A 26,067-nucleotide genomic window follows, 5' to 3' on the forward strand; every position below is an offset into this window, starting at 1 on the left:
TGTTGCAATGGGACCGCGACGTTCTGTTGCATTCACCGGGAGGGTCGTTGCAAGAATATTGCGGCATCTGCCCCGCCCCGTCAACGCGGGGCGGGCACCCGGCCGCCGTCCGTTCCGGGCAGTCCGAGGACGGCCCGGCCGAGGTGCAGCAGGCAGTTCCCGAGGTCCGGGCGGGCGCTGTGCGGGCGGTTCCGCACCCCGTCGTTGACCAGCGCGAACAGGGCGTGGACCCGGATCCGGGCCTCGACCGCGTCGTACTCGGGCCGGACCCGCCGCAGCAGGCCGACCCAGGTGCGCAGGAAGTCGCGCCGGAAGTCCACCGCGACCCGGCGGTCCGGCGGGGCCAGCCGCTCCGTCTCGCTGAGCATCGCGCCCAGGTAGTCGCCGTTGCGCAGCGCGAAGCCGACGTACGCACCCAGGCCGGCCGCCAGCGCCGCCTCCGGCCCGGCGGCGGCGGCGAACGCGCCGTCCACCTCCTGCCAGAGCCGTTCGCGGCTGCGCACCAGCGAGGCGGCGAGCAACTGGGCCTTGCTGTCGAAGTGCCGGTAGACACTGGGGCCGGAGATGCCGACGGCGGCGCCGAGTTGGTCGGTGCTGACGTTGTCGAAGCCGCGCTGGTGGAAGAGCCGGACGGCCGCCGCGAGCAGCTCCTCGCGGCGCGCCTGCGGCCTGGGCTCCGGCGACCCCGGGGCGACGGGATCGGCGGCGGGGACGGGAGCGGGGGCGACAGCGGGACCTGGGTGGACAGCGGGATCCGGGTGGACAGCGGGACCTGGGTGGACAGCGGGATCCGGGTGGGCGGCGGCGCCGCCCGGAGAGGCCGCGAGGACGGTGGCGACGAGTTCGCGCAGCACCGCCTCGGCGCGGCGCGGCTGCGGCGCGGCCGACTGGTAGGAGAGCCCGGTGCAGGCCGAGAGCGCCGACCAGCAGAGCAACTCGGCGTCCGGCAGCGGAAGTTCCGGCCGTCCGGCGCGCAGCACGGCGGTCATCAGCGCGACGTCGGCGCGCAGTTCGCGGCGCAGCGCCGCCCGCCGGGCCGGCGGCAGCAGCCTGGCGTCACGCTGCACCAGGGTGCCGAGCGGGCGGTGTCCGACCGCGACGGCGGCCAGCGCGGCGCCGAGGTCGCCGGTGGTGCGGGCCCCGCGCAGCCCGCAGGCCAGCGCGTCCAGCCCCAGCCGGACGGCGCGGTCGAGCAGTTCGGGCTTGCCCCGGAAGTGCCGGTAGAGGGCGGGCGCGGTGATGCCGACCCCGGCGGCGACCTCGGTCATGGAAACCTGGTGGTAGCCGCTGCGGTGGAACCGGTCGGCCGCCACGGCGAGGATCTGGGCGCGCCGCCCGGGAGGTCGTCGGACCACCATGGCGAGCCTCCCTCCCGCGCTCCGGACTGCCGCCCGAAGGCTAGCAAGGATTCACTTGAGGGCGCCGACCGCCGGTGGCCACCGGCCTTTTCCGGTGCCGTCGACCCTGGACAGCCGAAGCTACCCGGGATTAACTTGTGAGGCCATCACCTGGCACGTTCAGCCCCCGCCGGCGCCCGCAGCCGGTCACCACCGAAGGGAGCGCCGCCGTGCGCCGCACCGTGTTCAACGAGGACCACGAGGCCTTCCGGGAGACCATCCGGGACTTCATCGCCAACGAGGTCGTCCCGGTCTACGAGAGCTGGGAGGCCGACGGCCACCCGCCGCGAGACTTCTACCGGCAGCTCGGCGCGCTCGGCGTCTACGGCATCGAGGTGCCGGAGGAGTACGGCGGCGCGGGCGAGAGCGGCTTCAAGTACCAGACGGTGATCACCGAGGAGACCGCCCGGGCGGGCGTGAGCTTCGGCTCCTCGGGCGTGCACACCGCGCTGGTCCTGCCCTACCTGCTGGAGTACGCCACCGAGGAGCAGAAGCGGCGCTGGCTGCCCGGCTTCGTCTCCGGCGACATCATGACCGCCATCGCGATGACCGAGCCGGGCGCCGGCTCCGACCTCGCGGGCATCGCCACCACCGCGAAGCTCTCCGAGGACGGCACCCACTACGTCCTGAACGGCGCCAAGACCTTCATCACCGGCGGCGTGCTGGCCGACCTCGTCCTGGTGGTCTGCCGCACCGCCCCGTACGACCCGGACAACCGCCGGGCCGGCCTGTCCATCCTCTGCGTGGACACCACGTCCCCCGGATACACGGTCGGCCGCAAGCTGCAGAAGATCGGCCTGCGCACCTCGGACACCGCCGAGCTGGCGTTCAGCGACGTCAGGGTGCCGGTGGAGAACCTGCTCGGCGAGGAGGGCCGGGCCTTCTCCTACCTGACCCACAACCTGGTGCAGGAGCGGCTGGCCATCGCCGTCAGCGCGTACGCGTCGGCGGCCGCGGCGGTGCGGTTCGCGCTCCAGTACGTCAAGGACCGCAAGGTGTTCGGCAAGGCGGTGGCCGAGTTCCAGAACACCAAGTTCACCCTGGCCGACTGCGAGGCCCAGGTGGTGGCGCAGCAGTCGATGGTGGACCGCGCGCTGGAGCTGTACCAGCAGGGGGAGCTGACCGTCGCCGACGCGGCCGCCGCGAAGCTGTTCTGCACCGAGTCGGCCTCCACCGTCATCGACAAGTGCCTTCAGCTGCACGGCGGTTACGGCTACATCCTGGAGTACCCGATCGCCCGGCTCTACACCGACAACCGGGTGTTCCGGATCTACGGCGGCACCAGCGAGGTCATGCGCAGCATCATCGCCAAGTCCCTCGGCCTGTAGGCGGGTCCACAGCCGCGGCGGGCCGCACCCCCATGGCGGCCCGCCGCACCCGGACGGGCGCGGGTGCGGCTCAGGTCGACGGGTGCGCTCAGTTGGGTGAACCGTGCTCCGCGCGCCAGGCCTCCCAGCCCGCGCTGGACGCCACCTTCGCCTCGCGCAGCGCCCGCTGGGCGAACGCGGCCGGCGCGGTCTCCAGGCTGCGCACCCAGCTGCGGCCGGCCGTGGCCAGCGCCGCGCACACCATCGCCGCCCCGGCCACGCCGAGCACGGCGCCGATACCGGTGAGCAGCGCGCCGCCGGCCAGCAGCGAGCGGTTGACCTGGAACCCACCGGAGACTGTCTCGTTGATCGCCATGCCTCCACGATGCGGGCACTCGCCGGGGGCTGCACGTCGAACGGCTCCGGGTGCGCGAGCCGAGCGCGTCCGCGAACCTGGGCACACGGCGCCGGTCCGGGCGCCCGGGGTCGGCCCGGCACGCCGGGTCAGGAGGACGCGCGATGCCCGATCTCGAACAGCTCGCCGTGGAGCACGCCGCCCGGGCGGCCGAGAGCCCGCACGGGCGCAGCGCCCACCTGGTGCTCCACGACGGCGTCCTGCGGCAGACCGTGATCGCGCTGACCGCGGGCACCTCGCTGGACGAGCACACCCCGCCGACCGCCGGCAGCGTCCAGGTGCTGCGCGGCCGGGTCTCGCTGACCATCGCCGGCCGGCACCAGGAGCTGCCGGTCGGACGCCTGGAGCCGGTGCCCCAGGAACGGCACGGGCTGCTGGCCCACGTCGACTCGGTGGTGCTGCTGACGGTGGTCACCGCCTAGCGGGGCGGCGCGGGCGGCAGCGGTCAGCGAGCGGTAGCGGGCGACGGGCGACGGCCGGCCGCCGTCAGCGGGCGGTGGCGGGCAGTGACGGCACCGCGGGGCCGAACACGCTTCCGCTGACCAGCCGCAGCCCGCGCAGGAAGTCCCGCCCGTTCGGCGCCAGTTCGGGGGCGGCCAGCCACTGGGCGGCGTACCCGGCCAGCAGGGTCTGGTAGAAGGAGCCGCGGACGACCTCCTCCTCGGTGTCCGGCACTTCGGGCAGCCCCTGGAACAGCGCGGCGAGACCGAGCCGGCCCTCCTTCTGCGCCTCCGCGAACGCGTGCGCCAGCTCGGGCGCGTGCGCGGCCTGGGCGAGCGCCTCGAACTGGGCCGCCCAGAGCCCGCGGTGTTCGGTGAAGACGGTCCTGAGGCCGTCCCAGACCGCGGCGAAGCGCTCCTCCGGATCGTCGGACACGCGGTTGGCGGCGTCCACCACCGCGCCCAGGGCCGCCCCCATCTCCCCGATCGCCTCGATCATCGCCGCGTTGAGCAGCGCGTCCTTCGAACCGAAGTGGTAGCCGATCGCGGCCAGGCTGACGCCCGAGGCGGTCGCGACGTCACGGGCGGTGGTGCGCCCGTACCCCTTCTCGTACAGGCAGCGCTTGGCGCCGGCCATCAGGTCTTCGCGGTTTCCCATGACCCGAATCCTACGGAAGGACTGAACAGATGTCTTGCACGAATGTCTCGCACTGACGTCTCGCACGAGCGATTTACACGTACGTACTAGACATATGTCTGACACGTCCGTACCGTCTTCCCCATGACCGCAACCACCGGCCGCGCAGGCCGTCGCGAATGGATCGGCCTGGCCGTCCTCCTGCTCCCGACCCTCGTCCTCGCCATGGACATGGGCGTGCTCTTCTTCGCCGTCCCCTTCATCTCCACCACGCTGGCGCCCAGCGGCACCCAGCAGCTGTGGATCATGGACGTGTACTCGTTCCTGCTCGCCGGGCTGCTCATCACCATGGGCTCGCTGGGCGACCGGATCGGCCGCCGCCGGCTGCTGATGATCGGCGCCGCCGGCTTCATCGGTGCCTCGCTGCTGGCCGCCCGGGCCGACACCGCCGGCCAGCTGATCGCCGCCCGCGCCCTGCTCGGCGTCGCCGGGGCCACCGTGATGCCCTCGACGCTCGCGCTGGTCCGCAACATGTTCCACGACCCCAAGCAGCGGCAGCTCGCCCTCGGCGCCTGGGGCGGCGTCCTCACCACCGGCGCCACCCTCGGCCCGGTCGCCGGCGGCCTGCTGCTCGACCACTTCTGGTGGGGCTCCGCGTTCCTGCTCGCCGTCCCGGTGATGGCCCTGGTGCTGCTCGCCGCGCCCGTCCTGCTCCCCGAATACCGCTCCACCGCCCGCACCGGCCGCTTCGACCTGCCAGGCGCCGCGCTCTCGATGGCCGCGATCCTGCCGCTGGTCTACGGCGTCAAGACCCTCGCCGTGGACGGCTGGAGCCCGCTGCCCGCCCTCGCCGTCCCGGCCGGCCTGCTGCTGGCCGCCGCGTTCGTGTGGCGCCAGCGCACCGCCGCCGACCCGCTGATCGACCTCGGCCTGTTCCGGATCCGCACCTTCAGCGGCGCGATCAGCGTCAACACCATCGCGATGTTCGCGATGATGGGCTTCTCCCTCTTCACCTCGCAGTACCTGCAACTGGTCAAGGGCATGAGCCCGCTCACCGCCTCGCTCTGGTCGCTGGTGCCCAGCGTCGGCGTCGGCGCGGCCGTCGGCACCAGCTCCGCGCTGGCCGGCAAGGTCCGTCCGGCGGCCCTGATGGGCGGCGGGTTCCTGGTCGGAGCGGCGGGCTTCGCGCTGATGACCCAGGTCGGCGCGCACTCCCCGCTGGCGCTCATCCTCGTCGCGGCGGGCGTCCTCGCCGCCGGCACCGTCGGCACCATGACCATGACCGCCGAAATGGTCGTCACCGCCGCCCCCGCCGAGCAGGCCGGGGCCGCCTCCGCCACCTCCGAGACCGCCGTCGAACTCGGCAGCTCGCTCGGCATCGCCCTGCTCGGCGCGGCCGGCGCCGCCGTCTACCGCCACCAGCTGGACGGCGCCCTCCCCGCAGGCGTCGACGGCGAGGCCGCCCGGGCCGCCCAGGACACCCTCGGCGGCGCGGTCACCGTCGCCGGCCACCTGCCCGGCCGGATCGGCACGGACCTGCTGGAGACCGCCCGGGCCGCCTTCACCGACGGCCTGCACGTCGCCGCGGTGGTCGGCCTGGTCTTCGCCCTCGGCGCCGCCCTGCTGGCCTACCGCCTGATGCGCCACCTCCCCGCCGCCGCCCCGGCCCCCGAGGCCGCAGCCGAGGCCGTCACCGTCTGACCCACCCGGCCCGATCCACGCGAGTCATCGAGAGCCCCCGCCCCCTCGGACGGGGGCTCTCCGCCGTTCCCACCGGCCCCTACCGGTGCCGGTAGACCTCACGACGGTTGCCGACCGCCACGACCCAGACGATCAGCACCCCGCCCTCGACGGTGTACAGCACCCGGTGAGCACGGAGCAGCCCCTCAGGCTCGGCCGTGGTGATCGCGGAGCAGGGCGGCCATCCCCTCCAGCGAGACGGAGCCTTCGAGGCCCTCGGCCTCGGCCTCGGCCGCGAGGCGGTTCAGCCACTCGTCCTCGGCCTGGTCGGCGACTTCCCGCAGGCGCCAGCACTCGGCGATGTCGATCACCACCGCCTCCTGCCGGCCGCGCCTCGTGATGATCGTCGGAGTTCCGTCACGTCGTGCCCGGTCGATCACGTCCGCGAGGTGGCCCCGGACCGCGGCCATCGACTCGATCACTGGCTCGCCCATGGCGTCAAGGTAGCGGTTGTACGTCCATCGGCGTGCCAGGGTCGGCGGCACGGCCGCAGATCGCAGGCGGCAACGAACGGGCCTCGTCAACGGGCGGGCCGGACGGTCCACCTGGGGGTGGAGGCCGGGGCGTCCACCCCCGGGGGCGTGCGTCGGCGGTCCCCGGGGAGGACCGTGAAGGGGTACTTGGCCCGCATCTCCTATCCGCCGGGAGCCGCCGCATGTCCCTGACGACCCTGCTCTCCCTCCTCGGCATGCTCTGCTGGGTCGGCTACGAGCTGATGCTGCGCCGCCGCGAGGACTCCGCCGCCGGCACCTGGCGCGCGGACGGCCGCGACCGCGGCTCGACCCGGCTGCTGCTCGCCTGCTACGCCGCCGCGGTGCTGGTCGTGGTGCTGTTCGGCCGCGCCGGGATCGGCGAACTGCCGCCCTGGGCCCGCTGGTTCGGGATCGCGCTGATCACCGCCGGGCTGGCCCTGCGGGCCTGGGGCATGCGCACCCTGGGCCGCTACTACACCCGCACCCTGCGCACCGTGGACACCCAGCGCGTCGTCCGCAGCGGCCCGTACCGGCAGATCCGCCACCCCGGCTACGCCGGCAGTCTGCTGGTCTGGACGGGCTACGCGCTCGGCCTGGGCAGCTGGCCGGCGGCCCTGCTGGTGCCGGCGCTACTGCTCGGCGCGTACGGCTGGCGGATCACCGCCGAGGAGCGGCTGCTGCTGGCCGCCTTCGGGCCGGAGTACGCGGAATACCGGCGGACGTCGAAGCGGCTCGTGCCCTTCGTGTACTGAGCCGCCGCCGATCGGGCGGTTGCCGGCTGCGGACCCCGGCGACGGAACCGAAGGGGCTGGAGGGGTCGGAGAGGCAGGTGCTGCGCGGTGCGGTGCCGTGCGGGCTGGTCACGGGTGCGCGAGCCGGACCGGGCCGGCTCCGGCCGCCGCCGCGGGCGCTCGCGTTCCGCTCGAACGGCACCTGCTTTTTGGCCAGCGTTTCCCGGCCGGTGTATCCGTTCGCCGTCGTCGCCAGGCATACTGGCCAGCACGGGCGCTCGCCCACCCTTGACTCTAGACAAGAAGGGACCGGTGGCCAGGGATGCTGCGGAACGGTCTTGAGCCCTGGCACCTCCTGGTGGTGCTGGCGATCGTCATCCTGCTGTTCGGGTCGAAGAAGCTGCCGGAGATGGCCCGCGGCCTCGGCAAGTCGATGCGCATCCTGAAGGCGGAGACGAAGGCGCTGCGCGAGGACGAAGCCCCGGCGGACGCCGCGCAGAGCGCCGGCACCGCGCAGAGCACCGCCGCCCCGCAGAGCACCGCCGCCCCGCAGCCGGCCGCCACGACCCCGCCGGCCGTCACGCCGACCAACGTGACCAAGGCCACCGAGACGAAGCGGCCCGAGACGGCCGTCTGAGTCCCGCTCTCCTCCGGAAGCCCCCGGTACCGTCCGATGACGGTGCCGGGGGCTTCTGCTGCATCCGGGCTGCTCACGGCCCTCCCGGCTGGCCGTCCGATCTGATCCGTTATCTCCTGGTATGCACCCAACGGAGGAACGGAGTCGCGGCATGCCCACCGACGAGCCGGGCGACGAGCCGCCCGCCGGAACACCCGCCGGACCGCCAGGCGGACCCCCCGCCGGACCCCCGGGTGAACCGCCCGCCGGGTCGCCCGACGAGCTGGCCGACCTGCGGGCCCGCCTGAGCGCCGCCGAGGCCCACCAGGCGCAGCTCACCCGGCAGTTGGCGACCCGCCCGGACCGCCACCGGGTGCGCTCCCTCGTCGCCGTCCTGCTGATCCTGCTGGCCTGCGTGCTGACCCCGCTGAGCGCCGTCGCGGTGTGGGCGAGGTCGGAGATCGGCGACACCGACCGGTACGTCGCGACCATGGCGCCGCTGGCCCGGGACCCGGCCGTCAGGGCGGCCGTCACCAACCGGGTCACCGACGAGGTCGTGGCGCGGATCCCGGTCGACTCGCTGCTCGACAACATCGCCCCCGACGACCGGCCCAAGCTCGGCGCGCTGCTGAACGGCATCGGCCAGGCCCTCACCGACGGGCTCACCGGCTTCGTCCGCGACCAGGTCCAGCGGGTGGTGGACAGCGACGCCTTCGCCACCCTCTGGACGGACGTCAACCGGCAGGCGCACACCGCGATCGACCGGATGCTGACCGGGCAGGGCGGCGGCGCCGTCGAGGTCAGGAACGACACCGTGGTGCTCGACCTCGCCCCGGTGATCGCCCGGGTGAAGACCGCGCTGGTCGACAACGGGCTCGCGCCGGCCGCGAGGATCCCGGAGATCCACACCTCGTTCACGCTGGTGCAGTCCGACGCCATCCCCAAGGTCCGCACCGGCCTGCGGCTGTTGGACCTGGCCGGCTTCTGGATGCCGGTGCTCACGCTGGTCTGCGCGGTCGGCGGGGTGCTGCTCGCGGTCCGGCGGCGCCGGGCGGCGGTCACGGCGGCGCTGGGGATGGCCGCCGGGGCGCTGCTGCTGGGCATCGGGCTGAGCGTGTTCCGGGCCGTCTACCTGGACGGGCTCCCCGCCGGGGTGGACCAGGCGGCCGCCCAGGCGGTGTACGACGCGCTGGTGCGCTACCTGCGCTCCGCCGTCCGGGTGGTGATCGCGCTCGGCCTGGTCGTCGCGCTCGGCGCCTGGATCAGCGGCGGCGGTCGCTGGGCCCGCACCGCGCGCAGCGGCTGGCACGCCGGGCTCGGCGCGGCCCGGAGCACCGCCGAACGGGCCGGGCTGCGGCTCGGGCCGGTCGGGCGGTTCGTCCACCGCTGGAAGGCCTGGCTGGGCTGGGCGGCGGTCGCGGGCGCGGCGCTGGCGTTCGTGCTGTGGAGCTATCCGACGGTGCTGGTGACGCTCTGCCTGGCACTCGCGCTGGTCGCCGTCCTGGCCCTGCTGGAGCTGCTGGACGAACCCGGCCGACCGGACGGAGGAACCCCGGCCTCCGCCTGAGGGGCGGTCAGCGGGGGCCGGTGCTACGGCCGGTGGAACGGCGGCGGACGGTCCGGCCCGAACGGCCCAGCCCGGGACGCGGCCGGCCCGGCGCGGCCGCAGGCTGGACGCGATGTCCGGAAGCCAGCCACCACCACCGCAGGGCCGGGTCGACCCGCGGTCCGCGCTCTGGCTGCTGAGCGCCTGCACCGCGCTGATCCTCGCGTACTGGGCCCTTCCCCTGCGCCTGCTCGGCTACCAGCACCCCGTCCTCAGCTGGCTCGTGTTCGCCGCCGCGCTGGTCGGCCTGAGCGGCCTGCTGCTGGCGAAGACCACCGCCGTGCTGCGGGGCGACGCGAAGCGCCCGGTGGTCTGGCTGTCGTTCCTGATCTTCCTCGCGATGACCATCTTCTCCGCGACCTACTACGTCATGGCCGCCCGTCCGGGCGATTTCGAGGGGCTGGTCACCCGGCTCGACGCCCTGTACTTCACCGTCGTCACCCTGGCCACCGTCGGCTACGGCGACATCACCCCGACCGGTCAGGCCCCTCGCCTCGTGGTGATCCTGCAGATCGGGTACACGTTCGTCTTCCTCGCCACGGCGGCGGGGACGCTGTCGCGGGCGATCCGGGCGAACGTCGAGACCCGTAGCCACCGCAAGCCGTGACGTTGTCCACAGGCTGTGGACGGCCACGCCCGATCGGTCAGGATTCGAGAAGCACGCCCGCGCGGCCACACCTAGCATCGGCGCCATGGACATCACCATTCACACCAGCGTCCTCCCGCACGACGACCCGGACGCGTCCCTGGTCTTCTACCGCGACGTCCTCGGCTTCGAGGTCCGCGGCGACGTCGGGCAGGGCAAGATGCGCTGGATCACCGTCGGCCCCGCCGACCGGCCCGACACCTCCATCCTCCTGGCGCCGCCGGCCGTCGACCCCGGGGTCACCGAGGACGAGCGCCGCACCATCGCCGAGATGATGGCCAAGGGCACCTACGGCTGGATCCTGCTGGCCACCCGGGACCTCGACGGCACCTTCCGGGCGGTGCAGGCCGGCGGCGCCGAGGTCGTCCAGGAGCCGACCGAGCAGCCGTACGGCATGCGCGACTGCGCCTTCCGCGACCCCGCCGGCAACCTGATCCGCATCCAGGAGCTGCGCTGAGCCGACCGGCCGAGCGCCGACCGTGCGGGCGGCGCGGTCCCTGACGGCCGCCACGGCTGCCACGGCCGCGACGGCCGCGACGGCCGGAGTCGGGCCCGGTGAGAGGAGTCCTCCCGTGTGTCACCCCTCGTGGGCCAGCGCCCGCGCGGCGGCGCAGCGCCTGAAAGACCTCGCGCGGCTGCGCCGCGTCCGGGACCGGATCGACCGCGAGTACGCGCGGCCACTGGACGTCCTGGCGCTCGCGCGCGACGCCGGCCTGGCGGCCGGGCAGCTCAGCCGCGAGTTCCGGCTGGCCTACGGCGACTCGCCGTACGGCTACCTGACGGCGCGCCGTGTCGAGCGCGCGGCCGCGTTCCTGCGCTGCGGCGGCCTCGGCATCACCGCGGTCCGCCGCGCGGTCGGCTGCACCTCGCCGGACGCCTTCCGCGCCCGTTTCACCGAACTGGTCGGCATGCCGCCCGACGACTACCGGCGCCGCGCGCGACGGGCCGCCGGACCGGTCAGAATTCGAGAAGCCCCGGCCGCCGGGCCGCACCTAGCGTGGAGGACATGACTTCCATCGACTCCCTCATCCTCGACGTGGCCGACCCCACGGCCGCCCGCAGCTTCTACACCACCGCCTTCGGCCTGGACACGCAGCTGCGCCTGCGGGCCTCGCAGGAACAGACCACCGGCTTCCGCGGGTTCACGCTGTCGCTCACGGTGTCCCGGCCCGCCACCGTCAACGGCTTCGTCGACGCCGCCCTCGACGCCGGCGCCACCGCCCTCAAACCCGCCGCGAAGTCGCTCTGGGGCTACGGCGGCGTCGTCCAGGCCCCGGACGGGACGATCTGGAAGATCGCGACCTCCGCGAAGAAGGACACCGGCCCGGCCACCCGGCAGATCGACCAGCTCGTGCTCCTGCTGGGAGTCGCGGACGTCTCCGCGAGCAAGCGGTTCTACGTCGACCGTGGCCTCACCGTGGCGAAGAGCTTCGGGCCGGTGTACGTCGAGTTCGCCACCGGGTCGAGCCCGGTCAAGCTCGCGCTGTACAAGCGCCGGGCCCTCGCCAAGGACGCCGGCGTCTCCCCCGACGGCAGCGGATCGCACCGGCTCGTGATCGGCGGCACCGCCGGAACCTTCACCGACCCGGACGGGTTCGCCTGGGCGGCCGAGCGGCCCGCGGCCGCGCGCTGAACCGCCGCGCCACCGTCGGACCGGACCTGAGGCCCCGCGGTCACCAGTCCTGGTTGTCGGCGGCCGTGGCGTGCAGGGTGATCAGCAGGGCGCCGAGGCGGGCGTTCCAGTTGGCGTTGGTGGGGCCGTCGATGGCGTGCTTCTTGGCCAGGTCGCGGATCACCTTCTGGGCGTCCTTGAGCTCCTGGGCCGCGTCGTCCGGATTGCCCTCGTTGAGGCGGGCGGAGGCGTCGTCGAGGATGCGCAGCAGCTCCGCCTGGCGGTCGTGCTCCTTGCCCGCGACCTGGGTCTGGACGACGGCCTGGCGGAAGGCGTTGAGCTGGAGGGCCGGCCCCTGGTTGCGGGGGACGGCCGGGTTGGGGGCCGTGGGGAGGCCGGCCGGGGTGGTGGGGGCCGTGGTGGTGGGCGTCGGGGTCGCCGCGGGGGTGGACGCGCGGGCCTGGGTGCTGGGCGCGGCAGCCGGGGTGCTGGGGGCGGTGGCCGCCGGCGGCTTGGTGGGAGCGGGGGCGGCGGCGTTGCCGGCGGGCTCGTCCAGGGCGGCGACGGCCAGGGCGGTGACGCCGGCGAGTGCGGCCACGCCCAGTGCGCCGAGGACGAGGGGCCTGCCGCGGCGGCGGCTGCGGCCGGCGGGCGCGGGCGGGCCCTGCCGGACGGGCGCCATCAGCGAAGTGGCCGGCGGGGCCTGCGGGACGGGTGCCATCAGCGAAGTGGCCGGCGGGGCCTGCGGGACGGGTGCCATCAGCGAGGTGACGGCCGGGGCCTGCGGCGGGAGCAGGGTGGTGTGCTGCTGGTTGGGGTTCACCGGCCTTACGGGCGGCAGCAGTTGGGTGGCGGCGGCGGTGGCGAGGAGTTCCGCCGTCGGGTCGCCGACCGCCAACCCGGGGATGGTGGAGAGGAGTTCGGCCCGCGCCGCGACGGCGTCCGCCGGCCGGTCGGCGGGGTTCTTGGCGAGCAGGCGCAGCACGGCCGCGTCCAGCGCGGGCGGCAGGCCGGGGCGGCGGTAGGACGGCGGCAGGGGCTGCTCGCTGACGTGCTTGAAGGCGATCGCCACCGGGGTCTCGGCGGTGAACGGGGTCTCGCCGGTGAGCATTTCGGTGAGCACGCAACCGACCGCGTAGAGGTCGGTGCGGCCGTCCAGGGGCGAGGCGGTGGCCTGCTCGGGCGACAGGTAGGCGGCCGTACCGAGCACGCTCGCCGTCTGGGTCAGGTTGCTGGACGAACCGGCCCGGGCGATGCCGAAGTCGACGACCTTCACCCCGCCGTCGTCGGTGATCATGATGTTTCCGGGCTTGATGTCCCGGTGGACCAGCCCGGCCGCGTGCGCGACGGCCAGCGCCTCGCAGACCGCCGCCGCGATGCCGACGGCGCGTTCCACCGGCAGGCCCGGCTGCTGCACCAGCACGGCGGCGAGCGAACGGCCGTGGACGAGCTCCATGACGATGAACGGCGTGCCCTGGTCGACGCCCGAGTCGAAGACCATGACGATCCTCGGGTGCACCAGCATGGCCGCGTGCTGCGCCTCGCGGCTGAACCGCTCGGCGAAGCGGGGGTCGTCGGCGAGTCCCCCGTTGAGGACCTTGACGGCCACCTGGCGGCCCAGCACGTGGTCCAGCCCGCGCCAGACGGTGGCCATGCCGCCGACGCCGAGTATCTCGACGAGTTCGTAACGCCCGTTCAGCGCCCGTCCGATCACCTGGAACTCCCCTCACGTGCCGTGCCCGGTGTTCCGGGCCGCCTCGTGCACCTGTGCACGATAGCCGCACCGCCGGACCGCACCGCCTGGGGCGGGGAGGCGGTCGGGGGACCGGGCAGCGGTCCCCCGGCCGCCGGCGCGGGGGTGCGACCCGCCCTGACTGCGGGAGGGCGGGCCGCACGTTCCAGGCCGACCGGGCCGACGGCGCGTCCGGGGTGGGCGCCTGCCGGGCCGGCCGGGGCCGGGCGGCCGGACGGCACGGGGAGCCGACCGGCCACCCGGGGTCTTCGGGTGGTACTGACGAGCGGTCCTGCGGGTGGTGCGGTCCTGCGGGTGGTGCGGTCCTGCGGGTGGTGCGGTCCTGCGGGTGGTGCGGTCCTGCCGGTGGTGCGGTCCTGCGGGTACTGCGGGTGGTGCGGTCCGGGTGGGCGGCGAGCCCGGGGGGAGTCGCTCGCCGCCCACCCGGAGTTCCTGGGTTACCTCCGGCCCGACTGGCTGTCGTCGGAACGGTCGGTCCTGCTCGGACGGACGTCGGGCAGGGACGGCGCGGCCGGCGGCGCCGGGACGGTCACGCCGGACCGGCCGGGCCTGGCCCCGTTGCCGCCGTTGCCCTTGTCCTGGCCCTTGTCCTGGCCCTTGTCCTGGCCCTTGTCCTGGCCGTTGCCCTTGCCCTTGTCCTTGTTCTTGTCCTGGCCGTTGCCCCGGCCGTCCTCGGTGTTCCCCTTGCCCGCGCCCGCACCGGGGCCGGGGGTGGTCCGGCCGGGGTCGTGGGGCTTCGCGGCGGCACCCGGATGGTCGTCGTCCTCGTCGCCGAGCACCTCCGCGCAGTAGTCCGCCACCTTCTCCGCCCCGCCGGCCGCCGTGACCAGCGGGCCGAACCGCGGCTCGGTGGCCGGTGAGCGCTCGCCCCGGCCCGACCAGTCGGCGAAGCCGTGGCAGAGGGCGACCAGTCCGGGCGCGAGCGGCCGGGCGCCGTGCCCCTCGACGTCGCCGTCGCCGTCGGTATCGGCGGAGGGGGTGCCGGGCTTCGGGGCGGTGGACGGTCCGACCAACTGCGGACCGCCCGAGGCGGAGCCGCCGCCGGACGGGCGGACGGACGGGGTGCCGGGCGCGGCACTGTCGGGCGAGGTGGCGGACGAACCGGCCGACGCATCGGCGGACGCGGTGCCGGGCGCACTGCCGGAGGGCCCGCCCGCGGCGGCGAGCGCGTGCTCGGGCGCGCCGGACCCGCCGCCCAGCGGGGACGGCAGGTTGCCGGTGCCGGCGGCGACCGCGACCCCGCACAGCGCGGTGGCGCCGAGCACGGCGGCAGTGGCCTTCGTGCTGAAGGCCCTGGCCAACGTGGCGGTTGCCATCGATCGTCTCCGGACGGGTGTGGTCACTACGGGGTCGGACGTGAGACGCGCCTCCCGGAACGCGGTCAGGGCGGCCTGCTCCCCGGCCAGTTCGTCGGCCGTCGCCGGGGCGGCGGCCGCGGCGAGGATCCGGGCGAGCGGCCCGGGACCGCCGTCCGGTCCGGTGAGCGAGGCGTCCTGCCCGGCCAGCGGGCCGCCCACGGCACCGCCGAGCAGATGCTCGGCAGCGTCACGGTCGATCCGACGGGATCGGTTGGTGCTCATCTCATGTCCTTCAGCGTCGCGGCCCGGCGTTCTGTCACACCTTGCGGAGAACTTTTTCCCGCAGGCTTTCCCGCAGGTTTCCCCGTGGGCTTCCCGGCCGCCTTCCCCGCGGTTTCTTCGACGGGTTCCTCGACGGGTTCCTCGGTACGGCGCCGGCCGGTCCGGCCGGGCCGCCGCACCGCCGGTTCGGCCTCGCGCGCGGCGGGGATCCCGACCCCGGCCGCGAAGGACTGCTCCAGCAGCGTGGCCAGTTTCCGCAGCCCCCGGTGGGCGGCCATCCGGACGCTGCCGGCCCGCTTGCCGAGCACCCGGGCGGCGCTCTCGGCGTCCAGTTCCATGACCACCCGCAGCAGGACGGCCTCGGCCTGGTCGCGCGGCAGCCGGGAGATCAGCGCCAGCGCGTCGGCGGTGCCGACGGTGGCCAGCGCGGCGCCCGCGGTGTCGTCCCCGGCAGCCAGCCCGGCCAGGTACTCGAAGGGCAGGTCGGCGACCGGGCGGCGGCGCCGGGCGCGCAGGTGGTCGAGCGCGCGGTGGCGCGCGACGGTGGCGGCCCAGCCGCGGAAGCCGTCCCCGTCACCGGAGAAGCCGCCCAGGTCGCGGGCGATCTGAAGCCAGGTCTCGGAGGCGATGTCCTCGGCGTCCTGGGCGTCCTCGGGGCGACCGCCGACCAGGACCCGCAGGTAGCGCAGCAGGCCCGGCTGGACGGTCCGGAACAGCAACCGGAACGCCTCCTCGTCCCCGACCTGGGCGGCCCGGACGGCCTCGGTCAGATCGGCGGGAGAGGGGGCCCGGCCCGCTGGCGGGCCGGCGGAAGGGACTGGTCCGGACCGGCCGACGGGGCTGCCGGTGCCCGCTCCGGGGCGCTCTGCACTCTGCACCCGCCACATCATGGGCCATCCGGGCGAACGCGACCCCGCGAGCCGGGAGAAGTCGCAGGTCGGAGCGGCTGTCACGGCCCGCACCATGACAGCTGTCACGCGGATCCCGCAACGGACGGCACTGCTCTGACGGAGGGTCGGACGGAAACACTGGAGGCACGACGCGGGCAGCGGCCCGCGGCCACCAGCAGGGAAGGAACCCGCCGTGAGCCGAACCGTCACCACCGCCACCGCCGCCGCCACCACCGGGACCGGCACGACCCCGAACCCGTCGGCCTCCGGGCTCCGCCCGCTCGCCATCGACGTGGTCGCCCCGCTGGCCGGCTACTACCTGCTGCACTCGGCCGGCGGCCTGAGCGTGTTCGCCGCGCTGGCGTGGAGCAGCGCCATCCCGGCCGCCCGGACCGTGCTCGGCCTGCTGCGCGAGCGCAGGCTCAACCTGTGGGCCGCGCTGATGCTGACCGTGAACCTGGCGGGCCTGGCGCTCACCTTCGTCACCGGCGACGCCCGACTGATGATCGCCAAGGACGGCGGGCTGAGCGGCACCGTGGCGCTGGCCATCCTGTTCTCGGCGCTGGTCGGCCGGTCGGTGATGACCCCGGTGCTGATGCCCTTCCTCACCAAGGGCAAGCGCGACCGGGCCGCCGCCTGGCAGCGGCTGGTCGAGGGCCGGGCGGCCGGCTCCCGGGCCTTCCAGCGCCACGAGCGGGTGTTCGCGGGTGCCTGGGGCACCGCGCTGCTGGCCGAGTGCGTCGCCCGGGTGGTCGGCGCCTTCACCCTGCCGGTGGCGACCATGGCCTGGCTGTCCACCGTGTTCATGATCGGCGCGATCGCGGCCGGCGCGATGCTCGGTCGGATCGCGGCCGATCCGATGGAGAAGCTGGTCGCGGCCGAGACCGAAGCCCCGACCGCCGTCTGACACCGCCTGCCGTCCACCTGCCGCCCGGGGGAGCATCACCGCCCCCGGACGGCGCCCGAACCGGCCCCAACGCCGGGTGTCGGCGATCCGAACAGCACGGAACCATCCGGATCTCCCGGGAGTCCTTCATAACGAGGGGGTAACGGGACCCCCGGTCGAGGAAACGGGGCCCCCATGAGCCGGACGCACGCGCTGACCGCCACCGAGGACCGCACCCTCGTGTGGGACGGCTGCCTGAACGTCCGCGACCTGGGCGGACTGCCCACCGCCTCCGGCCGGCCGACCGCCCGCGGGGCGATAGTCCGGGCGGACAACCTGGACCGCCTCACCGCCGAGGGCTGGGACGCCCTCCTCGACCACGGTGTCCGCACCGTGGTCGACCTGCGCAACGCCGAGGAGTACAAGCCGCTCCTCCCGCTCCCCGAGGGCGTCGAGCTGATCCGCGTCCCGCTGGACGAACTCGCCGGCCCCGCCTGGTGGGAGGCCTACGGCCGGCTGGACGGCACCCCGCTCGCGCTCCGCCCCTACCTGGACCACTGCCCGCACGCCGCCGCCGCACTGATCGCCGCCATCGCCGGCGCCCGCCCCGGCGGCCTGGTCGTGCACTGCGGCGCCGGCCGCGACCGCACCGGCCTGGCGGCCCTGCTGCTGCTCGCCCTGGCCGGCGTCGAACGGGCCGCGATCGTCGAGGACTACCAGCTCAGCGGCCCCAACGTCCGCCCGCTGTACGGGATGCTGGGCCTGCCGGACCAGTACCACCGGATCGACGCGGTGCTCGCCGAGGCCGGCACCACCGCCGAAGCCGTCCTCGCGGGCGCGCTGGAGGGCCTCGACCCGGCGGGCTACCTGCTCGCCGCCGGGGCCACCCCCGCCGAGGTCGCCGCCGTCCGGGCCCGGCTGCTGCCCGCCGCGTAGCGGCCACCGGGCCAGGCCGGCTCCTGCAACTCGACGACCTGGAGCTTGAGTTCGCGAGACAGCCCGGCCTCGGGCAGGGCCGGGATCCTCGACCCGCCCATCGGACGCCTCCCGTCCCGCAGGGGCCGCCGAAGACTACTCGCGCGTATCGTCAACCGATGGTTGACGGCCCAGGATCGACAACCTACGGTTGACGCATGGAGAATCCCGTCGTTCCCAACACCACTCCGCTGCGCCTCGACGACCTGATCGCCGCGATCAAGAAGGTCCACCCCGACGCGCTCGACCAGTTGTCCGACGCGGTCATCGCCGCCGACCACCTCGGCGACCTCGCCGACCACCTGATCGGCCACTTCGTCGACCAGGCCCGCCGCTCCGGCGCCTCCTGGACCGACATCGGCCGCAGCATGGGCGTCAGCAAGCAGGCCGCCCAGAAGCGGTTCGTCCCCAAGGACCCGGGCACCCCCGCCGACCTCGACCCCAGCCAGGGCTTCGCCCGGTTCACCGACCGGGCCCGGAGCGTCGTGATGGCCTCGCAGGAGGAGGCCAGGGCGGCCGGCAACGCCGAGATCACCGCCGAACACCTCCTGCTCGGCCTGCTCGCCGAACCGGAGGGCATCGGGCTCAAGGCGCTCGCCGCCCAGGGCGTCACCCCGGAGGCCGTCCGGGAGGCGACCGCCGCCGTCCTGCCGGCCGCCGCCGAGCAGGTGCCCGCGCTGATCCCGTACGACGCGCAGGGCAAGAAGGCGCTGGAACTGACCTTCCGTGAGGCGCTGAAGCTCGGGCACAACTTCGTCGGCACCGAGCACATCCTGCTCGCCCTGCTGGAGCTGGAGAACGGCTCGGGCGTGCTCGCCGGCCTCGGCGTCGAGAAGTCCGAGGCGGAGACCTTCACCTCCGAGGCCGTCAAGGCCATCATCGCCGCCCGGAACGCCGAGCAGGCGTGAGACGGGGCCCGGCCCCGGGCGGAACTCCCGCCCGGGGCCGGTCGGTTGGGCTCGGGCGGGACTCAGAAGCCGGAGACGGGCGTGGTGACGATCCGCACCCGGCCGTCGGCGGCCGACTCCAGCGCCGCCCGCAGCCGGAGCGAGCGGGCCGGGCCGAGGAGTTCCAGCGCCTCCTCGACGGTGGCCCACTGGTGCCGGTCCAGTTCGCCGGCCGGGACGGTCACGGGGGTGCCGTCCGGGACGGTGCCGAAGTCGAACATCAAATGCTGCGCCGGGTGGTCGAGTTCGGACGAGGGGTGGGTCCAGGAGATGGCCAGTAGCTCCCCGGTCGCCCTGACGATGCCGGTCTCCTCCAGCAGCTCCCGCGAGGCGCACTCCACCGGGCCCTCGCCGAGGTCGATCGTGCCGCCCGGGAACTGCCAGTGCTCGCGGTACCCGGCCTTCACGATCAGGATCCGGCCGGACTCGTCCCGCAGCAGGCAGCCCGCCGCCGCGTAGATCCTGGGCAGGGACGCCAACCATTCCTCGCGGGACTTCAAGGGCTCAGCCGTCACTGCGATCCTCCTGGGGCACGGTGGTTCTGCACCGCCCACTCTGCCACCGACCCGCCCGGGACCGTCAGTTCAGCGCTGGGCGGCGAGGTGCTCGACCAGGCGGTCGAAGCTGGAGTTGAGGCCCGCCCGGGCCTCCGGACCGCAGTACATCGCCGGCACCTCGGTCTGGTGCAGGACCACCTCGGTGCGGCCGTCGCCGAGGTCCTTGAAGGTCATCGTGGAGCGCAGGCCCACGCTCTCCTCGACCAGGGCGATCAGCTCGCCCGGGCGGATCTCGGTGATCTTGGCGCACATCGGGTACGCGTCGCCGGTCGCGTCGATGGTCATGGTGCTGTCGTAGCGCCCGCCCACCCGCGGCTCGATGGTCACGGTGTCCAGCTCGACGTGGGTGCCGACCGGGCCCCAGAAGCGGACGAACTGCTCGGGCTCGACGTAGGCGCGGAAGACGGCGTCCGGGGTGGCCGGCAGCTCGCGGGTGATGGTCAGCTCGCCCAGGTTCTCGGTCATGGTGTCGTCCTTCGTGATCGCGGCGCCACGGTGGCGCTTTCACAGGAGTAGACCGAGGGCGCGACCGAAACTCATCGCTCCACGCGGAAATTCTTTCGAGAAGTTCTGCGGAGTTCTGTCGAGCTCCGGGAAGTTCCGAGAAGTTCCGCCGGAGCCGATGAGCCCGGGCCGCCGGGCCGGTCCAAGCAGTATGGACACCACGCCGAAGCCCCCGCCCGCCCCCGCCCTGACCTGCGACCTGGACGCGCTGACCGCGCCCGACCTGGCCGTCGTCGACGCCCTCGCCCGGCTGCGGCTCGCCGCCGCGCGGCACGGGGTGGGCGTGGTGCTGGTGAACGCGAGCGGCCCGCTGCGGGAGCTGCTCGCGTTCAGCGGGCTCGCGGCCCTGCTGCCGGGGGGCGTGGACCCCCTCGACCTCCGGCGGCCGGACAGGGCCTAGTCGGCGGCCAGCCGGGGCGGGAGGCCGAACAGCGGGAAGAGCACGTCGGTGTCCAGGAAGTTGGTGAACCCGGTGATCCGGCCCGCTGACACCTCCAGCACGATCAGCGCCCACGGCTCGTGCCCGCCCGCCGGGCTCGGCCGGTACTGGGCGAAGGCCGGAGCGCCGTTGGCCGTCACCGGGACCAGCCGGGAGCCGCGGCAGCCGTGGCCCGGGCCGAGCATCCAGGCCCGGATCTCGCCCCGCCCCCGCAGCCACATCGCGTACGGCGGCATGTTGAGCGTGACGTCCTCGTGCAGCAGCGCGGCGAGGCCGTCCATGTCGTACGCCTCGAAGGCGCGGACGTAGCGGTCCAGCAGCGCGCGGTGGTCGTCGTCCAGCGCGGGGGCCGGGCGGGCGGCCGCGCCGTCCCCGGCGAGCACCGCGCGCGCCCGCTGCAGCGCGCTGTTCACCGAGGCCACCGTGACGCCGAGCAGTTCGGCCACCTCGGCGGCCTTCCAGCCGAGCACCTCGCGCAGGATCAGCACGGCCCGCTGCCGGGGCGCGAGGCGCTGCAGCACGGCGACGAAGGCCAGCTTCACCGACTCGCGCTGGGCCGCCACCTCGGCCGGGTCACCCGTCTCGGGCAGCACCCGGCCGTCCGGCGCGGGGCCGATCCACGTCACCTCGGGCAGCTGGGTGTCGCTCGCCGTGGCCACCGTCACCGGGCCGGCCAGGTCCATCGGGCGGGCCCGGCTGTTGCGGCCGTTCAGCGCGTCCAGGCACACGTTGGTGGCGATCCGGTACAGCCAGGAGCGCAGCGCGGCGCGGCCCTCGAAGCCGCGGTGGCCGCGCCAGGCGCGGACCATCGTCTCCTGCACCGCGTCCTCGGCCTCGAAGACCGAGCCGAGCATCCGGTAGCAGTAGCCCGTCAGCTCCGTCCGGTACCGCTCCAACTGGAGCTCGACCGGCTCCTCCGTGATCAGGTCGGCCATGGTGCGCCCCCGTCGTCCCGCCCCGTGCTGGTGAACGGCACGAAGGTACTCCAGCCCACTGACAACGCTCCGGCGCGCCCCGCACCGACCGCGAACCACCCCGGACACCGCCCCCCGGACACCGCCCCCCGAGCACGCGTCGGGGGCGGGCGCCGGAACGCGGCGCCCGCCCCCGGACCCGGATCCGCTCAGTGGGCGGAGTGCTTCTCCGCTCCGCGGTGCCGGTGGCCCTTGAGCTCGGCGTGCATCGACGGGGCGGCGTGCCCCGCCGAGGCCGCCTGATCGCGGCCGCCGTGCCGGAAGGCGTCGGGCGCGGCGTACCCGGCGGTGGCGGAGGACATGGCGTCGGCGCGCAGCATCGGCACCAGCCGGGTGGGCGCGGTCGCCATGCCGCGGCGCTCCAGCAGTTCCTGGGTGCCCCGGCGGAGCTGGGCAGTGCTGCCCGGTGTTCGCCTGGTCATCGTCGGCCTCCCTTCGGCGGTCACCGGCGGGACGGATGTCGACCGGAGGGGCCGGGGGCCGCGCGGGCGTTATGTCCGGATTTTATCCGGGTTGCGCCCGGATGCCACCGGAAACGGGCCCCGGCTTCCCCGGACCGGCCCGATCCGCGGGACGCGCCCCGCGCCGGGCCTCAGCCCATGACCTCGTGGACGAAGCACCAGCGCCAGTCCTCGCCCCGCTCGTACGAGCGGATCACCGGATGCGAGGTGTTGTGGAAGTGCGCGGTGGCGTGCCGCTGCGGCGAGAAGTCGCAGCAGCCGATGTGGCCGCAGTCCAGGCAGATCCGCAGGTGCACCCAGTCCCGGCGCCCCTGGGCCAGGCAGTCGGCGCAGCCGTCGGCCGGGGGGAGGGGCTCGATGTCCTGGGGGGCCGCGGCGAGGTCTTCGCAGGCACTCATGCCCGCAGGGTAGTGACGGCCCGGCCGGCCCCGGCCTCAAGACACGCCGCGCGCCCGGTCGGCCTTCCCGACGCCAGGGTGGTACCGCCGTACCCAGGAACGCGGATCCCGGGAGGGCCGCACCCGGGACGCACACGGCCCTGGGCGAACCTCCGCCGCCCGCACACAGTTGTCGTCGTCAGCCCCACCACCCTCCCAGGCCCAGGAGCCACCGATGAGCTACCCCGCCCTCGCCGCCCGCACCGCCGTCGTCACCGGAGCCGCCAGCGGCATGGGCGCGGCCACCGCCCGCCTGCTCGCCGCCCACGGCGCCCGGGTCGCCCTGCTCGCCCGCCGCACCGACCGCCTCGACACCCTCGCGGCCGAGCTCACCGCCGCCGGCGGCCAGGCCCTCGCCGTCACCGCCGACATCACCGACCAGGCCTCCGTCGACGCCGCCGCCAAGGCCGTCCACGACGCCTACGGCCGGGTCGACCTGGTGGTCAACAGCGCCGGCGTGATGCTGCCCAACCCCCTCGCCGACGGCCGGACCGACGAGTGGACCCGCATGGTCGACACCAACCTCACCGGCGCCCTGCGGATCATCCGCGCCTTCGCCGACGACCTCACCGCGGCCGCCGCCGACGGCCGGGCCGCCGACCTGGTCAACGTCTCCTCCATCGCCTCGCGCGTCGTCTTCCCCAACTACGCCGTGTACAGCGCCACCAAGGCCGCGCTCACCCAGCTGTCCGCCGCCCTGCGCTCCGAACTCAGCCCCCGCGACGTCCGGGTCAGCTCCATCGAGCCCGGCCTGACCGACACCGAACTCGGCGGCCACATCGACAACCCCGCCCTGCGCGAACAGCTCGGCGGGATGTTCGCGGCCATCCCCGCACTCACCGCGGAGGACCTCGCCGACCTGATCGCCTACACCGTCAGCCGCCCCCGGCACGTCAACCTGAGCCACACGGTCGTCGTGCCGACCCGGCAGGCGTAGGGCCTCCCTCGGACTCCCCCGATCCGGGCCGGCTTCCGGGCTCCGGCTCCACCATCGGGGGAGGCATGGGAGCATGCCACCCGTGGCGATCGTGACGGGGAGAACGAACGGCGACACCGGCGGTGGCGACACCGCCGGCACGCCCGCACCGGCGGACACCGGCATACCGGCGAGCGCCGGAGCCGGCCGGGGCCCGGCCCGGGCGGTGTCCGAACCCGGCCGGATCCGGCAGCCCGTCGCCCTGATCCGGCTGCTCACCGGGCTCATCGCCATCGCCCTCACCCTGCTGCTCGCCGACTACGCCCGGGCCACCACCGGCGGCATCGCCGCCGACGTGGCCGAGGCCGCCGAACTGGTGCCCCGGCCGCTCGCCGGCCTCGCCGGCGGCCTCACCACCGCCGCCGTGCTGCTGGTGCCCGTCGTCCTCGCCGCCCGCCGCCTCCTCGGCCCCGATCGGCGACGCGCCCTCCAGCAGGTCTCCGACGGCCTGCTCGCCGCCGTCCTCGCCTACGGCGCCACCCTGCTCCTCGACCTGTGGGCCGACGGCGTCGCCCCCGTCTCCCTGCTCGCCGCCCTCACCCAGGCCCTACCGGGCGGCGCCCTCGGCCACACCGAGCCCGTCTACGGCTACCTCGCGCCCGTCCTCGCCTTCATGACCGCCTCCGGCAACCGCGAACACCGGGCCCCCTGGGCCGTCCTCGCCCTCTCCGGCCTCGCCGGACTCGCCGGCGGGTACGCCACCCCCACCGCCCTGCTGCTCGGCCTGCTCATCGGCTGGACCGGCGCCCACGGCACCCTCTACGCCGTCGGCACCCCCGACCCGCTGCCCAGGCCCGGCGAGATCCTCCGGGCCCTGCGCGAGAGCGGCCTGCACCCGGCCGAGGCCCACCCCGCCGGGCCCGACCGCTACCTGGTCCGGCAAGCCGACGACCGGCCCGACCTCGACGTCCAGCTCCTCGACCGGCAAGCCGTCACCGCCGCCGCCGTCCAGCGCGCCTGGCGCCGCCTGCGGCTGCGCACCGCCCCCCACCCCCGGGCCCTGCGCTCCCCCCGCGCCGGCCTCGAACACGAGGCGCTCGTCACCTACGCGGCCCTCGCCGCCGGCGTCCGCACCCGCCGCATCGCCGCCACCGCCGGCCTCGGCCAGGACACCGCCCTCATCGCCTACGAACACCTCCCCGGACGCACCCTCGACCGGCTCCCCGACGAGGAGATCACCGACGACCTGCTGGCCGACGCCTGGCGGCAGCTCGCCCGCCTCCAGCGCCGGGAGACCGCCCACCGGGCGCTCGTCCCGTCCTCGCTGCTGGTGGACGCGACCGGCGCGGTGCACCTGGTCGACTTCGCCGACGGCGACATCGCGGCCAGCGAACTCGTGCTGCGCTGCGACATCGCCCAGCTGCTCACCACCCTCGCCCTGCGGGCCGGCGCGGCCCGCTCCGTCCACACCGCTGTCACCGTCCTCGGCGCCGACACCGTCGAGGCCGCCCTCCCCCTCCTCCAGCCCATCGCGCTCGCCCGCACCACCCGCCACGCCCTCAAGCACACCGCCCGCCCGACCGCCGCCGCCCGCACGGACGGCCCGGCAGGCCCCGGGCCCGACGAGGCCGCCGCCGGCGGGGGCGGGCTGCTGGAGGAGATCCGGGCGGAGGTGCTGCGGACCAGGCCGCAGGCGGAGGTGCGGCCGGTGCGGTTGGAGCGGCTGCGGCCGCGGACCCTGCTGGCGGTGGTGGGCGGGGTGGTGGCCGGGTGGCTGCTGATCCCGCAGCTGTTCGCGGCCGAGGACAACCCGATCTCGGCGGTGGCCGACGCCGATCCGGCGTGGCTGGCGCTGGCGCTGCTGGCGGCGGCGCTGAGCCACGTGACGGCGGCGATGGGGTTCGTCGGGTTCGTGCCGGAGCGGCTGGACTTCCGCAACGCGGTGCTGGCGCAGCTGGCCGGGGCGTTCGTGAAGCTGGTGTCGCCCGGGGGCGTCGGCGGGATCGCGCTGAACACCCGGCTGTTGCAGCGGGCCGGGATCCCGACCGCGCAGGCGCTGTCCAGCGTCGGGGTGGGGCAGTTGATCGGCCTGGTGCTGCACCTGCTCCAGCTGGGCGCCTTCGTCTACCTGCTGGACCTGCAACCGGGCGGTTCGGAGCTGGACGCGCTGCCCGCCGTGGTGGGCGGGCTGGCGGGGGCGGCGGCGCTGCTGGCGGTGGTGTCGGCGGTGCCGCCGGCCCGGCGCTGGCTGGCGGCGCGGCTGCGGCCGCTGACCACCGAGGTGCTGCCGCGGCTGCTGGACCTGCTGCGCAGCCCGGCCCGGCTGGCGGTGGGACTGACCGGGCAGCTGCTGGTGTCGATCTGCCTGATCGGCTGCCTGTACTGCTGCACCCGGGCGATCGGCCGGGAGCCGTCCTTCGCCTCGGTGGCGGTGGTGTTCCTGGTGGGCAACGCGGCGGGCAACGTGGCGCCCACCCCGGGCGGGGCCGGCGCGGTGGACGGGGCGCTGATCGCGCTGCTGCAGCAGACCGCGTCGATGGAGAAGGGCGGCGCGCTGGCGGCGGTGGCGACGTACCGCCTGCTGACGCTGATCCTGCCGGTGCTGCCGGGCTGGGCGGCGATGACCTGGCTGCAGCGCCGCCGGGCGCTGTAGGGCCCCGGACAGCGCGCGCACCCCGGACGGCGCCCCGGACCGGGCCCGGCGGCGGCTACTCGCGGTACTCGTCCTCGTCGAGCTGGACGACGCGGCTCTGCTCGGCGGCGTCGGCGACATCGGTGGCCGGGTCGGCTCCGACGGCCCGGCGTTCGGCCACCTCGTCGTACTCGTCGCCCTCGGGTGCCTCGTCGTCGGGTTCGACGGTCTCGACGGCCTCGTCGATCAGGTAGTCCTCGTGATTCTGCGGCATGGCGTCCGTCCTCACTGTTCGGAGGCACTGTCCGGAGGCTCCCACGGGCGCGGGGGCGGTACTGGCAGTATCCGTCGCCGGGCGGCCGGGCGCGATTGCGCCGCGGCGGCCCCGCGGCGCCCGGGCCGCCGGCCGGCACGGAACGCGCCGCAGGCCACCGGGGGTACGATCGGTGCCGTACCAAGGGCTTACCCACACCCACCCGGTGGCCCCGAGGCCCTT

Annotated in this window: 29 protein-coding genes; 16 read left to right on the top strand and 13 right to left on the bottom strand. The window is 75.0% G+C overall.

The genetic code is table 11. From position 1 onward, the window contains the following. Positions 1–80: 80 nt before the first annotated feature. Positions 81–1,358, bottom strand: a complete 1,278-nt coding sequence (locus AB0P03_RS35875; RefSeq protein WP_363632795.1) for a TetR/AcrR family transcriptional regulator — start codon at positions 1,356–1,358, stop codon at positions 81–83. Between the two features lie 209 nt (positions 1,359–1,567). On the opposite strand from AB0P03_RS35875, the gene AB0P03_RS35880 reads away from it, so the two are divergent. Then, positions 1,568–2,725: an acyl-CoA dehydrogenase family protein gene (locus AB0P03_RS35880; protein ID WP_363617680.1), complete on the top strand. Its 1,158-nt coding sequence runs from the start codon at positions 1,568–1,570 to the stop codon at positions 2,723–2,725. A gap of 88 nt (positions 2,726–2,813) precedes the next feature. On the opposite strand, the gene AB0P03_RS35885 is transcribed toward AB0P03_RS35880, so the two are convergent. Then, on the bottom strand, positions 2,814–3,080 hold the full coding sequence (locus AB0P03_RS35885; protein ID WP_063348761.1) for a hypothetical protein: 267 nt from the start codon (positions 3,078–3,080) through the stop codon (positions 2,814–2,816). A gap of 143 nt (positions 3,081–3,223) precedes the next feature. Here AB0P03_RS35885 and AB0P03_RS35890 point away from each other — a divergent pair, with 143 nt between their 5' ends. Beyond that, positions 3,224–3,541, top strand: coding sequence for a cupin (locus AB0P03_RS35890; RefSeq protein ID WP_363582412.1), 318 nt, complete (start codon positions 3,224–3,226; stop codon positions 3,539–3,541). Between the two features lie 64 nt (positions 3,542–3,605). Here the strand turns inward: AB0P03_RS35890 and AB0P03_RS35895 are convergent, their stop codons facing one another. Beyond that, a complete protein-coding gene (locus tag AB0P03_RS35895; protein WP_363632797.1) occupies positions 3,606–4,217 on the bottom strand; it encodes a TetR/AcrR family transcriptional regulator in 612 nt (203 codons plus the stop codon). Between the two features lie 123 nt (positions 4,218–4,340). On the opposite strand from AB0P03_RS35895, the gene AB0P03_RS35900 reads away from it, so the two are divergent. After that, positions 4,341–5,897 (top strand): MFS transporter, encoded by a 1,557-nt coding sequence (locus AB0P03_RS35900; protein ID WP_363632799.1) that lies wholly within the window; start codon positions 4,341–4,343, stop codon positions 5,895–5,897. Between the two features lie 185 nt (positions 5,898–6,082). Here AB0P03_RS35900 and AB0P03_RS35905 read toward each other — a convergent pair whose 3' ends face one another. Then, positions 6,083–6,370 (bottom strand): type II toxin-antitoxin system prevent-host-death family antitoxin, encoded by a 288-nt coding sequence (locus AB0P03_RS35905; protein WP_363632801.1) that lies wholly within the window; start codon positions 6,368–6,370, stop codon positions 6,083–6,085. A gap of 221 nt (positions 6,371–6,591) precedes the next feature. On the opposite strand from AB0P03_RS35905, the gene AB0P03_RS35910 reads away from it, so the two are divergent. The 7 genes from AB0P03_RS35910 (at position 6,592) to AB0P03_RS35940 (ending at position 11,641) form a co-directional block, all read left to right on the top strand. Then, a complete protein-coding gene (locus AB0P03_RS35910) occupies positions 6,592–7,161 on the top strand; it encodes an isoprenylcysteine carboxylmethyltransferase family protein (protein ID WP_363632803.1) in 570 nt (189 codons plus the stop codon). Positions 7,162–7,462: 301 nt separating this feature from the next. Further along, positions 7,463–7,777: a Sec-independent protein translocase subunit TatA gene (gene tatA / locus AB0P03_RS35915; protein ID WP_363632805.1), complete on the top strand. Its 315-nt coding sequence runs from the start codon at positions 7,463–7,465 to the stop codon at positions 7,775–7,777. A 151-nt stretch (positions 7,778–7,928) separates the two neighbouring features. After that, positions 7,929–9,323, top strand: a complete 1,395-nt coding sequence (locus AB0P03_RS35920; RefSeq protein WP_363632807.1) for a hypothetical protein — start codon at positions 7,929–7,931, stop codon at positions 9,321–9,323. Between the two features lie 112 nt (positions 9,324–9,435). Continuing rightward, a complete protein-coding gene (locus AB0P03_RS35925; RefSeq protein WP_363582424.1) occupies positions 9,436–9,969 on the top strand; it encodes a potassium channel family protein in 534 nt (177 codons plus the stop codon). A gap of 85 nt (positions 9,970–10,054) precedes the next feature. After that, entirely contained in the window at positions 10,055–10,465 is a 411-nt protein-coding gene (locus AB0P03_RS35930) for a VOC family protein (protein ID WP_363582426.1), read from the top strand. A 115-nt stretch (positions 10,466–10,580) separates the two neighbouring features. Further along, positions 10,581–11,018 carry an AraC family transcriptional regulator gene (locus AB0P03_RS35935; RefSeq protein WP_363632808.1) on the top strand — a complete coding sequence of 146 codons (438 nt, stop codon included), beginning with the start codon at positions 10,581–10,583 and terminating at the stop codon, positions 11,016–11,018. Then, complete coding sequence (locus AB0P03_RS35940; protein ID WP_363632810.1) at positions 11,015–11,641, top strand: glyoxalase; 627 nt, start codon at positions 11,015–11,017, stop codon at positions 11,639–11,641. The genes AB0P03_RS35935 and AB0P03_RS35940 overlap by 4 nt, the downstream gene beginning before the upstream one ends. A gap of 40 nt (positions 11,642–11,681) precedes the next feature. Here the strand turns inward: AB0P03_RS35940 and AB0P03_RS35945 are convergent, their stop codons facing one another. The 3 genes from AB0P03_RS35945 to AB0P03_RS35955 all read right to left on the bottom strand — a co-directional run bounded on the left by AB0P03_RS35945 (position 11,682) and on the right by AB0P03_RS35955 (position 15,723). Next, positions 11,682–13,334: a protein kinase gene (locus AB0P03_RS35945; protein WP_363632812.1), complete on the bottom strand. Its 1,653-nt coding sequence runs from the start codon at positions 13,332–13,334 to the stop codon at positions 11,682–11,684. 476 nt (positions 13,335–13,810) lie between these two features. Further along, positions 13,811–14,953 (bottom strand): hypothetical protein, encoded by a 1,143-nt coding sequence (locus AB0P03_RS35950; RefSeq protein ID WP_363632814.1) that lies wholly within the window; start codon positions 14,951–14,953, stop codon positions 13,811–13,813. Beyond that, positions 14,950–15,723, bottom strand: a complete 774-nt coding sequence (locus AB0P03_RS35955) for an RNA polymerase sigma factor (protein ID WP_363582490.1) — start codon at positions 15,721–15,723, stop codon at positions 14,950–14,952. Before AB0P03_RS35955 ends, AB0P03_RS35950 begins: the two co-directional genes overlap by 4 nt. Positions 15,724–16,036: 313 nt before the next feature. On the opposite strand from AB0P03_RS35955, the gene AB0P03_RS35960 reads away from it, so the two are divergent. From AB0P03_RS35960 to AB0P03_RS35970, 3 genes are all read left to right on the top strand, one after another. After that, positions 16,037–16,750: a VC0807 family protein gene (locus AB0P03_RS35960; protein WP_363632815.1), complete on the top strand. Its 714-nt coding sequence runs from the start codon at positions 16,037–16,039 to the stop codon at positions 16,748–16,750. Positions 16,751–16,924: 174 nt separating this feature from the next. Then, a complete protein-coding gene (locus AB0P03_RS35965) occupies positions 16,925–17,665 on the top strand; it encodes a tyrosine-protein phosphatase (RefSeq protein WP_363632817.1) in 741 nt (246 codons plus the stop codon). Between the two features lie 197 nt (positions 17,666–17,862). Further along, entirely contained in the window at positions 17,863–18,612 is a 750-nt protein-coding gene (locus tag AB0P03_RS35970) for a Clp protease N-terminal domain-containing protein (protein WP_363582440.1), read from the top strand. 62 nt (positions 18,613–18,674) lie between these two features. Here AB0P03_RS35970 and AB0P03_RS35975 read toward each other — a convergent pair whose 3' ends face one another. Together AB0P03_RS35975 and AB0P03_RS35980 are read right to left on the bottom strand one after the other, a co-directional pair. After that, positions 18,675–19,166, bottom strand: a complete 492-nt coding sequence (locus AB0P03_RS35975) for an NUDIX hydrolase (protein WP_363632818.1) — start codon at positions 19,164–19,166, stop codon at positions 18,675–18,677. 69 nt (positions 19,167–19,235) lie between these two features. Next, on the bottom strand, positions 19,236–19,673 hold the full coding sequence (locus tag AB0P03_RS35980) for an SRPBCC domain-containing protein (protein WP_363582444.1): 438 nt from the start codon (positions 19,671–19,673) through the stop codon (positions 19,236–19,238). Positions 19,674–19,863: 190 nt separating this feature from the next. Here AB0P03_RS35980 and AB0P03_RS35985 point away from each other — a divergent pair, with 190 nt between their 5' ends. Continuing rightward, positions 19,864–20,112, top strand: a complete 249-nt coding sequence (locus tag AB0P03_RS35985) for an STAS domain-containing protein (protein ID WP_363617653.1) — start codon at positions 19,864–19,866, stop codon at positions 20,110–20,112. Here the strand turns inward: AB0P03_RS35985 and AB0P03_RS35990 are convergent. From AB0P03_RS35990 to AB0P03_RS36000, 3 genes are all read right to left on the bottom strand, one after another. Further along, positions 20,109–21,086 carry a sigma-70 family RNA polymerase sigma factor gene (locus AB0P03_RS35990; RefSeq protein ID WP_363582448.1) on the bottom strand — a complete coding sequence of 326 codons (978 nt, stop codon included), beginning with the start codon at positions 21,084–21,086 and terminating at the stop codon, positions 20,109–20,111. The genes AB0P03_RS35985 and AB0P03_RS35990 overlap by 4 nt on opposite strands. A gap of 188 nt (positions 21,087–21,274) precedes the next feature. After that, entirely contained in the window at positions 21,275–21,547 is a 273-nt protein-coding gene (locus tag AB0P03_RS35995) for a hypothetical protein (RefSeq protein WP_363582450.1), read from the bottom strand. Between the two features lie 170 nt (positions 21,548–21,717). Beyond that, positions 21,718–21,984, bottom strand: coding sequence for a UBP-type zinc finger domain-containing protein (locus AB0P03_RS36000; protein WP_363582452.1), 267 nt, complete (start codon positions 21,982–21,984; stop codon positions 21,718–21,720). 214 nt (positions 21,985–22,198) lie between these two features. On the opposite strand from AB0P03_RS36000, the gene AB0P03_RS36005 reads away from it, so the two are divergent. Continuing rightward, a complete protein-coding gene (locus AB0P03_RS36005; RefSeq protein ID WP_363582454.1) occupies positions 22,199–22,960 on the top strand; it encodes an SDR family oxidoreductase in 762 nt (253 codons plus the stop codon). Between the two features lie 82 nt (positions 22,961–23,042). Further along, positions 23,043–25,592: a lysylphosphatidylglycerol synthase transmembrane domain-containing protein gene (locus AB0P03_RS36010; RefSeq protein WP_363582456.1), complete on the top strand. Its 2,550-nt coding sequence runs from the start codon at positions 23,043–23,045 to the stop codon at positions 25,590–25,592. Positions 25,593–25,647: 55 nt separating this feature from the next. Here AB0P03_RS36010 and AB0P03_RS36015 read toward each other — a convergent pair whose 3' ends face one another. Beyond that, on the bottom strand, positions 25,648–25,845 hold the full coding sequence (locus tag AB0P03_RS36015; RefSeq protein WP_363582458.1) for a hypothetical protein: 198 nt from the start codon (positions 25,843–25,845) through the stop codon (positions 25,648–25,650). Between the last annotated feature and the right edge of the window lie 222 nt (positions 25,846–26,067).

The organism is Kitasatospora sp. NPDC088779 (assembly GCF_040685395.1).
Classification (GTDB): domain Bacteria; phylum Actinomycetota; class Actinomycetes; order Streptomycetales; family Streptomycetaceae; genus Kitasatospora.